Genomic DNA, 12,247 nt, shown 5'->3' on the forward strand with positions numbered 1-12,247 from the left:
CACCGGTCTTGTACCCAGAACCGGTGACGACGCGCCTGTGGTTGCGCAGCGAGGTCCGGTCGACCGAGCAGCGCGCCCCGATCACCCCCGCCGACGCGAAGACCCTGGTCGACGCCGGGACCGAGGTCACCGTCGAGGACTCGCCGCGGCGGGTCTTCCCCACCGCCGACTACGCCGCCGCGGGCTGCCGCGTCGTCGAGGCAGGCGGGTGGGTCGACGCGCCCCCGGACGTGGTGGTGGTCGGGCTCAAGGAACTGCCCGACCTGCCGGAGCGGCTGCCGCACCGGCACGTGTTCTTCGGGCACGCCTACAAGGGGCAGCCCGGCGCGCGGGAGCTGCTCGGCCGGTTCGCGGCGGGCGGTGGCGCGCTGCTGGACCTGGAGTACCTCACCGACGACGACGGGCGCAGGCTCACCGCCTTCGGCTACTGGGCCGGATACCTCGGCGCCGCCCTCACCGTCCTCCACGACCGGGGCGCGCTGCCGACGCCGCTGCGGCCCACCGGGCGCGCCGAGCTGGACGCCGCGCTGCGCGCGCACGACGGGCACAGGCCCACCGCGCTGGTCGTCGGGGCCCTCGGGCGCTGCGGGCGCGGGGCGCGCGACGCGCTCGCCGTCGCCGGGGCCGAGGTCACCGGGTGGGACCTGGCCGAGACCCGGACCCTGGACCGGGCCGCGCTGCTCGGGCACGACCTGCTGGTCAACGCCGTCCTCGCCACCGGCCCCGCCGAACCGCTCCTGCGCCCCGAGGACCTGGACGCCCCCCGCGCCCTGCGCGGCGTCGGCGACGTCAGCTGCGACGCGGGCGGCCCGTACAACCTGCTGCCCGTCTACGACGAGGTCACCACCTGGGACGAGCCCGTGCTGCGCCTGCGCGGCGGCGAGCACCCGCTGGACCTGATCGCCATCGACAACCTGCCCTCGCTGCTGGCCGCCGAGTCCAGCGCCGACTTCTCCCGCGACCTGCTCCCCCACCTGCTCGACCTGGACTCCGGTCCGTGGCGGCGCTGCGCGGAGCGCTTCCACACCACCGTCGCCGCCCTGGAGGCCGACCATGCCTGAGCACACCACCCCCGCATCCGGCCGGGTCCACTGGATCGGCGTCGGCCTGTCCACCGGCGACGGCCTGCGCCAGCTCGCCCGCGCCGCCCGCGAGGTCCTCGTCTGGGGCCGCACCACCGCCCGCGCCGACCAGCGCGCCGCCGAACTCGGCCTCACCGGCGCGGTCCGGACCCGCGCCCACAGCACCGAGGCGCTGGCCGCCGAGGTCGGGCCCGGCGACGTCGTGGTGTCCATGCTGCCCGCGCCCGAGCACCCGGCCGTGCTGCGCGTGTGCCTGGACAACGGCGCCCACTTCGCCAGCTCCAGCTACCTCTCCCCCGAGATCGCCGAGCTGGCCGCCGACGCCGCCTCGCGCGGCCTGGTCGTGCTCACCGAGGCCGGTCTCGACCCCGGCTCCGACCACCTGCTCGCCCACGACCTGCTCGACCGCGCCGCCGCCGAGCTGGGCGCCGACACCCCCGCCTCGATCACGTTCACCTCGTACTGCGGCGGCCTGCCCGCCGTGCCCAACGAGTTCCGCTACCGCTTCAGCTGGGCGCCCCGCAGCGTCCTCACCGCCCTGCTCGGCCGCGCCCGGTACGTCGAGGACGGCGTCGAGCGGGTGGCCGAGCGGCCGTGGGAGGCGGTGCGGACGCACGTGCTCGGCGGCGAGGAGTTCGAGGTCTACCCCAACCGGGACAGCGTGCCGTACGTGCGCGCGTATGGCGTGCCCGACGCGTGGCGGCCCGAGGTGTTCGTCCGGGGCACGATCCGCAACAGCGGCTGGAGCGCCGCGTGGGAGCCGGTGTTCGCCGAGCTGCGCGCCGCCGACGACGCCCGGCTGACCGCGCTGGCGAACGAGCTGGCCGAGCGCTACCCCACCACCCCGGCCGACCGGGATCGGGTGGTGCTGGCCGTGGCGCTCCAGGTGCGGGCCGACGACGGGCGGGAGTGGCGCGGGGAGCACGTGCTCGACGTGGTCGGCGACGACACCGACAGCGCGATGGCCCGCACCGTGTCCACGACCCTGGCGCGCGGGGTGCTCGACGTCCTGGAGGGCCGCACGCCCGCCGGGACGCACACCGCGACCACCGACCCGGAGGCCGCGCGCCGCTGGCTCGGGTACCTGGCCGAGCACGGGGTGCGCTTCACCTCCCGCTGATCCGACGCCCGCCGATCCGTCCACCCGCTGATCTGCCACCCGACGATCTGTCACCCGTCCGAGAGGGGCTCGCGCCGCGCGGGCCCCTCTCGCGCTGTCCGGGGTGGCCGATCGTCACCCGCGTAGGCTTTTCGGGTGAAGGAGGTGCGCCGGTGAGCGTGGAGCAGCTGCTCGAGACGATCCCGCCGCTGCTGGTCTACCTGGTGGTCGGGCTGGTCATCGGGGTGGAGAGCGTGGGGGTCCCGCTGCCGGGCGAGATCGTGCTCGTGACGGCGGCGCTGATGTCCTCGCAGCACGACGAGCTGAGCCCGCTGTGGATCGCGGTGGCCGCGACCGGCGGGGCGGTCGTCGGGGACAGCGTCGGGTACGCGATCGGCAGGCGCGGCGGGCCGAGGCTGTTCGACTGGGCCGGGCGGAGGTTCCCGAAGCACTTCGGGCAGGCGCACGTCGGGAAGGCGCGGGAGTTCTTCGGCAGGCACGGGGCGTGGGCGGTGTTCTTCGGGCGGTTCGTGGCGCTGCTGCGCATCCTGGCCGGGCCGCTGGCCGGGTCGATGCGGATGGCGTACCCGAAGTTCCTGGCGGCCAACGCCGGGGGCGGGGTGGTGTGGGCGGCGGGGACCACGTACGCGGTGCACTACCTGGGGGTGGTGGCGGAGACGTGGTTGAAGCGGTTCTCGTGGATCGGGCTGGTGGTGGCGGTGGGGGCCGGGATCGGGGTGGCGCTGCTGGTGCGGTGGAAGCTGAACCGGGACGTGGCGGGCGACGGGGTGCGGGAGGAAGGCGCCTCCTGAACCGCACCGCAGGCCCAGCCCGCGACGAGCACCTACCTGGAGCGCGAGCCGTGCGGCAAGGTGAGCGCGGACGCCGGTGCCGTCCGCTCCTCGCTGAGCTGATCGACGCGCTGATCGCCCGTCTCGTCGCCGGTCGGCAGCTGCTGAGCGCGGAACTCACCTCTCCTGCTCGCCGAGGCCAGAAGAACACCGCTCCGGACGTCTTTTAGAGCCGAGGCGTTGGTTTCGGTCAACACTGAAGGAATTATTCCGAATAATTCCCAGAGGTCGGGGTCTCCCCTCCCCCGGCCTGGCAGCGGGCTCCGACGCCGCGGCGGGCGGGCCACCCCGCCGCGTCCGACCTGCGCGAACAGCCCTCGCCGCTGGCCCGTCCGGCCGACCCCGAGGTGCGCGCAACACGCGGCCCGCCGGGGTTCCGGCCGCCCTAGCATCAGCGCTGTGGTGGCGTTGTCGGCCGAGCAGCGGGCGGTGCTGGTGGCGTTGCTGCTCAAGGCGAACCGGGTCGTCCCCGACGCGGAGGTGGCCGCGCGGCTGCCCTCCGGGGACGTCACGGGCGCGGTGGCGGGGCTCCGGGACGTGGTCGGCGGGGAGCTCGTGCGGAGCGCAGGCGGTGGGCACGTGCTGACCGCCGGGGACGTGGGGGCGCTCTGGGACGTGGCGTTGCGCGAGGTGTTCGCCGGGCGGGACGACGAGGTGCGGGAGCTGGCCCGGCTGGTGCTGGACGGCGGGTCGGTGGTGGTGTCGGGGAGCGCGGGGATCGGCAAGAGCGCGCTCGTCGAGCGGGTGGTCGAGGCGGTGCGGGAGCACTTCCCCGACGGGGTGCTGCGGGTCGGACCGCGCGAGGGCTCCCCCGGACCGCGGCTGCGGGCACTGGGCGGGGCGCGGCGGCGGGTGCTCGTGGTGCTGGACGGGATCACCGGGAGCGCGCAGGTGCGACCGGTCCTGGCCGAGGGGGCGCCGGTGCTCGCGACCTGCCGGGACGACCTGCCCGACCTGCCCGTGCGCGGCTTCCGGCTCGGGCCGCTGGACGAGCGCGGGGCCGAGGCGGTGCTCACCGCGGTGGCGGGCGGGGTGGTCGCGGACGCCGCCGAGCTGATCGGGTTGTGCGGCGGGGTTCCGCTGGCGCTGCGGGTGGCCGGGGCCGCGCCCGGCGGGGTTCCGACGCCCGGCGGCCAGGGGTGGTTCGACCCCGAGGCGCGCTCCCCGGTGGCCGCCGTGCTGGCGCGGGCCGAGGCTGCGGTCGGCGCGGGCGCCTGGGAGGCGCTCCGGCTGCTCTCGCTCGCGCCGGGACCGGACTTCACGCCCAGCGCTGCGGCGGCGCTGGTGGGCGGGACCAGGGACGGCGCGCTGGCGCGGCTCGAACTGCTCGCCACCGCCGGACTCCTGGAACGCCCCTCCCCCGGCCGGTACCGGTTCCACGACCTGGTGCGCGCGCACGTGGCCGAGCAGGCCGAGGGCGCCGGGCGGGCGGCGCTGGGGCGGCTGGTCGGGTTCTACCGGGACGCGGCGGGACGGGCCGCCGACGTGGTCGCGCCGCTCGTGCCCCGGCCCCGCTTCCCCGAGCGGACCGCCGCGCTCCCCCGGTTCGCGGACGCCGAGCTGGCCGGGCGGTGGTTCGCGGCCGAGCGGGAGAACCTGGTCGCGGCGGCGCTCGTGGCGGGCGCGCCGGACAGCTGGCGGCTGGGGTGCGCGGTGGCCGGGTTCCTGGTCGCGCGCGGGCACGCCGTGGACGCGCTGGCGGTGTGCGCGGCGGCGCTGGCCGACGCCCGGCGGGTCGGGGACGCGGACGGCGAGGCTGCGGCGCTCGTGGCGCGGGGCCGGGTGCGGGTCGGGACCGGGGACCTGGCGGGGGCGCGGGAGGCGTTCGCGGGCGCGGTGGCGGTGAGCAGGCCGCAGGGGCTCGTGGTGTGGGAGCTGGAGGCGCTGCTCGGGCTCGCCGCCGCGCACCACGCGCTCGGCGACGCGGCCGAGGGGGCGGCGCGGGCGGCCGAGGCGCTGGAGCTGGCCCGGCGGACGGGGTCGGCGCGGGGCGAGGCCGAGGCGCTGCGGGTCTCAGGCGGGTGAGGGTCAGCCGGTGGCGCGCGGCGGTTCCGCCAGGCGCTCGGCCAGGGCGCGCATGGTGGCGCCGAACAGCTGGGCGTTGCCCGCGACGGCGTTGATGCCCCGGTTCGACGGGTGCGGGCCGGAGAGCACCAGCAGGTCGGGGCGGCGCGGGCGCACCCTGGCCCAGCCGTCCTCGGCTGCGCGGCCCAGCAGCACCACCACCTCCAGGGCGGGCAGCAGGCGCAGCAGCTCGCCGGTCCAGCGCGCGGCCCTCGCCCGCTCCCCCGCCGTGGAGGTGTCCTTGACCGTGGGGAACGGGCAGGCGTTCCAGTGCAGGCACTGGCCCAGGTCGACGCCCAGGTAGGCGTAGGCGGCGTGGGCGCGGGCGGCCGCGGGGTCGTCGTTCTCGACGCTGAGCAGGCCGGACCCCCCGGTGCCCGCCTTCGCCCTCGGGCCGGGGTTGTCCAGCAGGACCAGCGCGCGGGCGCGCACCCCGCCGAAGTCCGGGTCGGGGTACGGGACCGCGCCCGCGGGCAGGCCCTCGGCGGCGGCGATCCGGTCGGCGAGCGCCACCAGCGGGGCGACGTGCGGCTCGCCGAGGCGGGCGTGCTTGGCCGCGACGACGGCGGGATCGGCGTTGGCGCGTTCCACGGGTGCCTCCGGGGGGTGCGGGGCGTCCAGTCACCCACACCGCGCGGTCCGGCACACCCGACTTCTGCGGTGCGCGGCGGCGGTTCCCGTGCGTCCCCCGGTGTCAGTCGTCGGCGGGCGCCACGAGCGCCACCGCCGCCCGCGTGGTCGTCGCGGAACCGCTCGTGGTCGCCCGCGTCGGGGGCGGTCAGGGCGAACCAGCCGACGTGGACCCACCGGTAGGCGTGGCCCAGGGAGTCGGGCCAGGTGAAGTGCCGGAAGTCGAGGAACTCGTCGTTCCGGTGTCCGAGCAGCTCGGGGCGCTCCGCGGGTGGGACGGGCGCCGCACCGGCTCGGGGGCAACGGCTTCCCGAACCCCGTGACAACCGACGTGCACAGGTGGGATGATCCTCACGGTTAAAATCGTTTCAACCACCAACGGACAACTGGTCGCCGGTCAGCGCCGACTCGGGCCCACTTCCCCTGGAGAACCCAGCCCCATGACGGTCACCGCGCCCGCGCAGACCACGCCCGCCCGAGGGTCCGGAGCCGCGATGACCGCGCTCGCCCTCGGCGGCTTCGGCATCGGCACCACCGAGTTCGCGACGATGGGCCTGCTCCCCCAGGTCGCCGAGACGTTCGCCATCTCCATCCCCGCCGCCGGGCACGCGATCACGCTGTACGCGCTGGGCGTGGTCGTGGGCGCCCCGCTGATCGCCGGGCTGGCCGCGCGGCTGCCGCGCAAGGGGCTGCTGATCGCGCTGACCGCGGCGCTGGCGGTCGGAAACGGGCTGTCCGCCGTCGCGTGGGACACCGGGTCGCTACTGGCGGCCAGGTTCCTCGCCGGGCTGCCGCACGGGGCGTACTTCGGCATCTCCGCCGTCGTCGCCGCCGCGCTCGTGCCCGCGCACCGGCGCGGCACCGCCGTGGCGCGCGTGATGGTCGGGCTGACCGTGGCAAACCTGGTGGGCGTGCCCGCCGCGACGGCCGCCGGGCAGCAGATCGGGTGGCGCTCGGCCTACCTGGCGGTGGCGGCGATCGAGGTCGTGACGGCGCTCGCGCTGGCCCGCTCCCTGCCAGGGGTGGCCGCGCCGCGCGACGCGAGCGTGGCGGCGGAGCTGCGGGCGTTCCGGCGGCTGCCGGTGTGGCTGGCGCTGGCCACCGGCATGGTCGGGTTCGGCGGGATGTTCGCGGTGTACTCGTACATCTCGCCCATCACGACCGAGGTGACCGGGCTGGCCGAGTCCGCGGTGCCGTGGGTGCTGGCGGTGTTCGGCCTGGGCATGACGATCGGCGCGACGTTCGGCGGGCGCTTCATCGACCGGTCGGTGGCGGGCAGCGTGCTCGGGTCGATGGCGGTGATGGTGCTGGTGCTGGTGCTGTTCGGGCTGCTGGCGTCCTGGCCGGTGGCGGCGATCGCGCTGGTGTTCCTGATCGGGTTCGTCTCGCAGGTGCTGGCGTCCGCGCTCCAGGTGCGGCTGATGGACGCCTCGCCGGACGCGCCGTCGCTGGCGGCGTCGTCGAACCACTCGGCGCTGAACGTGGCCAACGGGGCCGGGGCGTGGCTGGGCGGTCTGGCGATCGCGGCCGGGTGGGGGCTGGTGTCCACCGCCTGGGTGGGGGTGGCGCTGAGCGTGGCCGGGCTGGCGGTGGTCGGGGTGTCGGCGCTGGTGGAGCGGCGGGCGCAGGCCTCGGCGTAGGGTTCTCCCCCGATCCGGGGAGTTCCGCGGTTCTTCGGAGGGGCGCGCGCCCGCGTGGTCCACCGTGGGCGGTCATGGGCGATCTGCGAACGGCGCCGCGGCTTCCCGGGGCGGTGGCCGCGCTGGCCACCTGGTCGGACTGGACGGCGTTCGACGCGCTGCCCGCCGCCGCTCCCCGGCGGCCGGGCGCGTACCTGGTGGCCGACGCGACCGGACCGGTGTACGCGGGCATGGCCGGGGACCGGCGCGGGGCGGGGCTGCGCGGCCGGATGACCGCCTACACCACGGGCAAGGCCGCCGTCTCCGGCCTCGGCCGGGCCGTGCTGGACCGCGCGCTGGCCGACGAGGGCTTCCTGGTGGAGCGCCTGGCCGCCCTGCGCGCCGGGACCCCGTTGACCGCGAAGGGCTGGGCGGCGCTGGCGCTGCGGGAGGCCGGGCTGTGGGTGTGCTGGTCGGTCACCCCCGACCGGGCCGGGGCGGTGGCGCTGGAGGAGCGCGTGCTCACCGCGCTGCACGCGCTCCCGCTGTGGAACCTGCGCCGCCCGCGCCAGTCCGAGCCGGACCAGGCCGACTAGCCCCCTGTCCGGCTAGCCCCGCACGACCTCGCGCGACCGCCACACGATCGCCAGCGCCGGATCGCCGTCGCGGCTGGGCTCGACCTTGCGCACCGCGAACCCCTCGCGCTCGTAGAACGCGCCCGCGCGGCCGTTCGCCTCGAAGTGCTCCACGTGCAGCCACCGCGCGTCGTCCGGCAGCGCCTCGGTCAGCGCCGCCAGCAGCCGCACGCCCAAGCCCCGCCCCCGGAACTCCGGGAGGGCGTAGAGCTTGTACACCGCGTGGTCCTCGCCGCTGCGCCCGCGCTGGGCCACGCCGACCACCCGGTCGCCGTCGACCGCGACCACCACCAGGCCGTCCGCGATCGCCGCGCCGAGCCGCTTCTCGTTCCACCACGCGCGGACCTGACCGGCCGCCGCCTCCACGCCGATGAGCGACGCGTAGTGCGGGCGGACGCAGTCCTCCGCGAAGGCGCGCAGCGCCGGGACGTCGTCGGGCACCGCTTCGCGCAGGGATTCCACCGCACCACCCCAGGGAAATTCCGGTTCACGCGGAAATCAGCGTGACGCCGGGCACCCTACTGCCCACCCGCCGCTCCCCTGACGCCACACCACCTCCGACCCCCTAACGGACGCGCCCGCTGAACCCCCTGCGCGTGCGTCTCAAAACCATTCGCACCCGATCGGGCGCGGCCTTTGGAGCCGTTGTCTGTTGATCCGTTCGGCCTCCGGGTACGTATCCGACCAAGAAGCGCGTCCCCTGCCACCGACCCCACGAGGAGGTCGCCCGTGATCTACGGAGTCGACGTATCCGCATACCAGCCGGGTTTCGACTTCGCCGCCGCGCGTTCCGAGGGCTTCGACTTCGCCTTCATCAAGGCCACCGAGGGCTCCACCTGGCGTTCACCGAACTACCACGACCAGCTCGCCCGCGCCCGGTCCGCCGGGATGCTCGTCGCCGCGTACCACTACATGCGCGGCGACGACGTGGGCGGGCAGCTCGGGAACGTGCGGGCGGTGGTGGGCACGGACGTGCCGCTGCTGCTCGACATCGAGGACGGCGCGGGCTCGCTCGGGGCCATCCGGGGCTTCGTCGACCAGGCCCGCGCCTCCGGGTACGGGTCGCCGCTGATCTACCTGCCGCAGTGGTACTGGTCGGGCCGCATGGGCTCGCCGGACCTGTCGGGACTGCCCCCGCTGTGGCACTCGCGCTACCCGGACAACGTGGTGCGGCGCAAGGAGCAGTTCGCCCTCGGGGGCGAGTACTGGCCCAGCTTCGGCGGGCTGCGCACCGAGATCGCCCAGTTCACCTCGTCGCTGGCCGTCGCCAACTACCCGAACGGGCGGATCGACGGCAACGCCTACCGGGGCACCCGCCAGGAGCTCCAGGACCTACTCGAAGGGGACAACATGCCCAGTGCGCAGGAGATCGCCTCCGCGGTGGTCAACGAGATCGAGCAGCGGCGGTACGACACCGACGGCGACGGCCAGCCCGACCGGTCGCTGATCAACAACACCATCCAGGGCATGTGGAGCGCGCAGGGCGCCGAGGCGACCGCGCGGCGGGTGGAGGTCAAGCTCGACGCGCACTCGGAGGGGCTCACCGAGGAGGAGGCCAACCTGCTGGCCTCGTTGCGCACCAACAAGGAGGGGCTGAGCGCGCGGCGGCAGGCGCAGGTGCTGCGCAGCCAGCTGCCGCCCGCGGTGCTGGCCGAGCTGGTGGCGCTGGCGCAGGAGCCGAGCAGGCCCGCGCCCCAGCCGCCGGTGACCGAGCCGCCCGTGACCGAGCCCCCGGTGGGGCAGCCGCCCGCGCAGGGACCGACCGCCTAGCGCGGCGGTGCGGCGGGTGGTGGCCGGGCGGCGGTATCCCACCCACCTCGGCGGACCGGGCCCGCGTCCCACGACCGCGTGGGGCGCGGGCCCTCGCTCAGGGCAGGCGCAGGCTCAGAGGCCGGCCGTGTTCAGCAGCCGGTTGGCCGTGCCGCCGGTCGCCCCGTTGGTGATCTTGTTCGGGGTGGCCTTGCTGTTCAGCCAGTCGTGCACCGTCGCCGACGGCGCGTCGCCGTAGGTCGCCTTGTACAGCGCCGCCACGCCCGCCACGTGCGGGGTCGCCATGGAGGTGCCGCTCATCAGGCCGTCGCCGCCGGTGTTGAGCGTGGAGCGGATCGAGGTGCCCGGCGCGTACAGGTCCACGCACGCGCCCGTGCTGGAGAAGGTGGAGCGGGCGTCCGCGCTGTCCGAGGACGCGACGACCGTGGCCGTCTCGACCTTGCGGGGCAGGCGGTCGCAGGAGTTGGCCGCGGTGTTGCCCGCCGAGGTCGCCAGGAACACCCCGGAGGAGATCATGCTGCGGATCGCGGTCTCCAGCGCGGCGGAGGCGGTGAAGTTCCAGGAGGTGTTGGCCACCGCCGGGCGCTGGGCGTTCGCGGTGACCCAGTTGATGGCGTTGACCGCCGCCGTGGTGGTGGAGCTGCCGGAGCAGTTCATCATCTTCACCGCGTGCAGCCGCACCCCCTTGGCGACGCCGTAGGTGGCCGAGCCGACGGTGCCCGCCACGTGCGTGCCGTGGCCGTAGCAGTCGGTGTTGTTGGTGTCGATGGCGTTGTAGTCGAAGGTGGCCCGGCCGCCGAAGTCGGCGTGCGTGGTGGTGATGCCGGTGTCGATGACGTAGGCGTGCACGCCGGCGCCGGTGGAGTTGTAGGTGTAGCTGCTGGACAGCGGCAGGCTGACCTGGTCGATCCGGTCGATGCCGTACGAGGGCGGGTTGGCCTGGGTGGCGTCGAGCAGGTCGGTGACCACCACGTCCTGCTCGACCAGGGCGACGGCCGGGTTGCGGCGCACCTCGGCGAGCTGGTCGGGGCTCAGCGTGGCGGAGAAGCCCCTGACCGCCTCGTTCCACACGTGCTTCGGCGTGATGCCCTCGGCCGCCGACAGGGTGCGGGCCTCGGCGGCGCCGTCCTTGAGCAGGACGACGTAGGAGTCCTTGACGGGCTGGACGGCGCCGCCGGTCTTCGGGGAGACCAGGGCGGCCAGCTGGGGGGCTGCGGTGGCGACACCGGTGGTGGCGGTGGCGGCGACCACCGCGGTGGCGGCGAGGACGGCCAAGGAGGTTCTGGCAGGGCGCACGTTCGCTCCTTCTGACCGCGGCCGGGCCGATCCGAGCAGGGTTTTCGGATCAGACATTTCACCCGGTCGTCGGGTCAACCTCGAGCGTGGAGAGCCGGTTGACCTTGGTCAATACTCGTCAACCACCTGGCCCACGCCATTGGTAGGTGCGTCGCGGAACGTGTTTCCCGACCGGTCCGGAAGGCCGCCGGGAAGTGCCGATCCGATCGCCTCGTCGAGCGCGGAGGCGAATGCGGCGGGATGCGTGAGCGGACCGTGGTGGCCCATTCCGGAAATGGTGCGCGCGGTGGCGCTGCGCAGTTCCGAAGTGGCCGCGCCGAGCGATTCGGCGGACACCACCGGCGAGTTCTGCCCGCGCAGGAGCACGACCGGGCAGGCGACGCGCGCGAGCGCCTCCCGCCACCGGCAGGATGCCGCAGCCCGGTACACCCGCGCCTCGTCCTGTGGCGCACAGCACAGGCGGACGCCGCCGCCGGGTTCGGGGGCGAACCCGGAGTCGACGTAGTCCGCGAGCGCCTGCGGGTGCAGCTCCGACAGGGGCGGTCGGGCCGAGTAGCGGGCGAGGGCGGCGGCCTTCGACGGGAACACCGCGCGGCGCCGCTCGGCCGAGCGCGCGAACGAGTCGTCGGTGTCGCGGGCGGGGTCGCGGACGGGGTCGACCAGGATCGGTTCGTGGCAGACGAGCAGGTCGAACGTGCCGGGCGCGGCGGCCTCGGCCAGCAGCAGGGCGGTGCCGCCGAGGGAGTGGCCGACCCCGATCAGCGGGCCGGGACCGAGCCGGGCGGCGGCGGTGAGCACGTCGTCGGCGAAGACCGACCAGTTGGCGCCGGGCGGCAGCGGGGGCGCGCCGCCGTGCCCGCGCAGGTCCGGAGCGAACGCCCGCAGCGGTGTCCGCACGCGCGTCGCGCACGCCCGCAGCACCAGACCGGTGAACCCCGCCGCGTGGCAGAACAACGCCGTCCGGACGGGCCCGGAGAACTGCCGCCCGGAGGTGAGCTCACGCGGCCCCGGCGGTGTTCCGAGATCGGTCATCCGCATTCTCCCGTGGTCTGCCGATTGGTGGATGGTGCGCCTGTGGCGCCGGCCCTAAGCTCGACCGCGATCAGCGCTGTCCGCTCCGCCGGCGGAATCCCCGCTTTTCCCCTTTCGCGCACCGGATGGCGCACGGCTGACAGTTCCGGAGCACCACCCGCGTCGGGTT

Annotated in this window: 12 protein-coding genes; 7 read left to right on the top strand and 5 right to left on the bottom strand. The window is 75.5% G+C overall.

Annotated elements, in window-relative coordinates; all coding sequences use genetic code 11:
- Positions 1-23 precede the first annotated feature (23 nt).
- The 3 genes from CNX65_RS17940 to CNX65_RS17950 all read left to right on the top strand — a co-directional run bounded on the left by CNX65_RS17940 (position 24) and on the right by CNX65_RS17950 (position 2,993).
- On the top strand, positions 24-1,061 hold the full coding sequence (locus tag CNX65_RS17940; RefSeq protein WP_096494552.1) for a saccharopine dehydrogenase: 1,038 nt from the start codon (positions 24-26) through the stop codon (positions 1,059-1,061).
- Positions 1,054-2,202 (top strand): saccharopine dehydrogenase family protein, encoded by a 1,149-nt coding sequence (locus tag CNX65_RS17945; protein ID WP_096494554.1) that lies wholly within the window; start codon positions 1,054-1,056, stop codon positions 2,200-2,202. Before CNX65_RS17940 ends, CNX65_RS17945 begins: the two co-directional genes overlap by 8 nt.
- A gap of 152 nt (positions 2,203-2,354) precedes the next feature.
- Positions 2,355-2,993 (top strand): DedA family protein, encoded by a 639-nt coding sequence (locus CNX65_RS17950; RefSeq protein ID WP_096494556.1) that lies wholly within the window; start codon positions 2,355-2,357, stop codon positions 2,991-2,993.
- A 32-nt stretch (positions 2,994-3,025) separates the two neighbouring features.
- Here CNX65_RS17950 and CNX65_RS17955 read toward each other — a convergent pair whose 3' ends face one another.
- Positions 3,026-3,229: a hypothetical protein gene (locus CNX65_RS17955; RefSeq protein ID WP_096494558.1), complete on the bottom strand. Its 204-nt coding sequence runs from the start codon at positions 3,227-3,229 to the stop codon at positions 3,026-3,028.
- Positions 3,230-3,431: 202 nt separating this feature from the next.
- On the opposite strand from CNX65_RS17955, the gene CNX65_RS17960 reads away from it, so the two are divergent.
- Positions 3,432-5,057: an ATP-binding protein gene (locus CNX65_RS17960; protein ID WP_096494560.1), complete on the top strand. Its 1,626-nt coding sequence runs from the start codon at positions 3,432-3,434 to the stop codon at positions 5,055-5,057.
- A 3-nt stretch (positions 5,058-5,060) separates the two neighbouring features.
- Here CNX65_RS17960 and CNX65_RS17965 read toward each other — a convergent pair whose 3' ends face one another.
- Positions 5,061-5,687: a uracil-DNA glycosylase family protein gene (locus CNX65_RS17965; protein ID WP_096494562.1), complete on the bottom strand. Its 627-nt coding sequence runs from the start codon at positions 5,685-5,687 to the stop codon at positions 5,061-5,063.
- A 479-nt stretch (positions 5,688-6,166) separates the two neighbouring features.
- Here CNX65_RS17965 and CNX65_RS17970 point away from each other — a divergent pair, with 479 nt between their 5' ends.
- Positions 6,167-7,366: an MFS transporter gene (locus CNX65_RS17970; protein WP_096494564.1), complete on the top strand. Its 1,200-nt coding sequence runs from the start codon at positions 6,167-6,169 to the stop codon at positions 7,364-7,366.
- 74 nt (positions 7,367-7,440) lie between these two features.
- Positions 7,441-7,941: a hypothetical protein gene (locus CNX65_RS17975; RefSeq protein ID WP_232519888.1), complete on the top strand. Its 501-nt coding sequence runs from the start codon at positions 7,441-7,443 to the stop codon at positions 7,939-7,941.
- Between the two features lie 12 nt (positions 7,942-7,953).
- Here CNX65_RS17975 and CNX65_RS17980 read toward each other — a convergent pair whose 3' ends face one another.
- Entirely contained in the window at positions 7,954-8,442 is a 489-nt protein-coding gene (locus tag CNX65_RS17980) for a GNAT family N-acetyltransferase (protein WP_096494566.1), read from the bottom strand.
- A gap of 267 nt (positions 8,443-8,709) precedes the next feature.
- Between CNX65_RS17980 and CNX65_RS17985 the strand changes: the two genes are divergently transcribed.
- Positions 8,710-9,750, top strand: coding sequence for a glycoside hydrolase family 25 protein (locus CNX65_RS17985; protein WP_232519889.1), 1,041 nt, complete (start codon positions 8,710-8,712; stop codon positions 9,748-9,750).
- 114 nt (positions 9,751-9,864) lie between these two features.
- On the opposite strand, the gene CNX65_RS17990 is transcribed toward CNX65_RS17985, so the two are convergent.
- Both CNX65_RS17990 and CNX65_RS17995 read right to left on the bottom strand, forming a co-directional pair.
- The gene (locus CNX65_RS17990) at positions 9,865-11,046 is read right to left on the bottom strand and encodes a S8 family peptidase (protein WP_198320498.1); all 1,182 of its coding nucleotides are present in this window, start codon (positions 11,044-11,046) and stop codon (positions 9,865-9,867) included.
- 108 nt (positions 11,047-11,154) lie between these two features.
- Positions 11,155-12,078: an alpha/beta fold hydrolase gene (locus CNX65_RS17995; protein ID WP_157767710.1), complete on the bottom strand. Its 924-nt coding sequence runs from the start codon at positions 12,076-12,078 to the stop codon at positions 11,155-11,157.
- Positions 12,079-12,247: the final 169 nt, after the last annotated feature.

Origin of the sequence: Actinosynnema pretiosum (assembly GCF_002354875.1) — a bacterium.
GTDB classification, from domain to species: Bacteria; Actinomycetota; Actinomycetes; order Mycobacteriales; family Pseudonocardiaceae; genus Actinosynnema; species Actinosynnema auranticum.

Excerpts from the sequence above, each read along its gene's own strand:
- CNX65_RS17995 (WP_157767710.1), bottom strand. The coding sequence starts at position 12,078 with ATGACCGATCTCGGAACACCGCCGGGGCCGCGTGAGCTCACCTCCGGG.
- CNX65_RS17970 (WP_096494564.1), top strand. The coding sequence starts at position 6,167 with ATGACGGTCACCGCGCCCGCGCAGACCACGCCCGCCCGAGGGTCCGGA.
- CNX65_RS17975 (WP_232519888.1), top strand. The coding sequence starts at position 7,441 with ATGGGCGATCTGCGAACGGCGCCGCGGCTTCCCGGGGCGGTGGCCGCG.
- CNX65_RS17945 (WP_096494554.1), top strand. The coding sequence starts at position 1,054 with ATGCCTGAGCACACCACCCCCGCATCCGGCCGGGTCCACTGGATCGGC.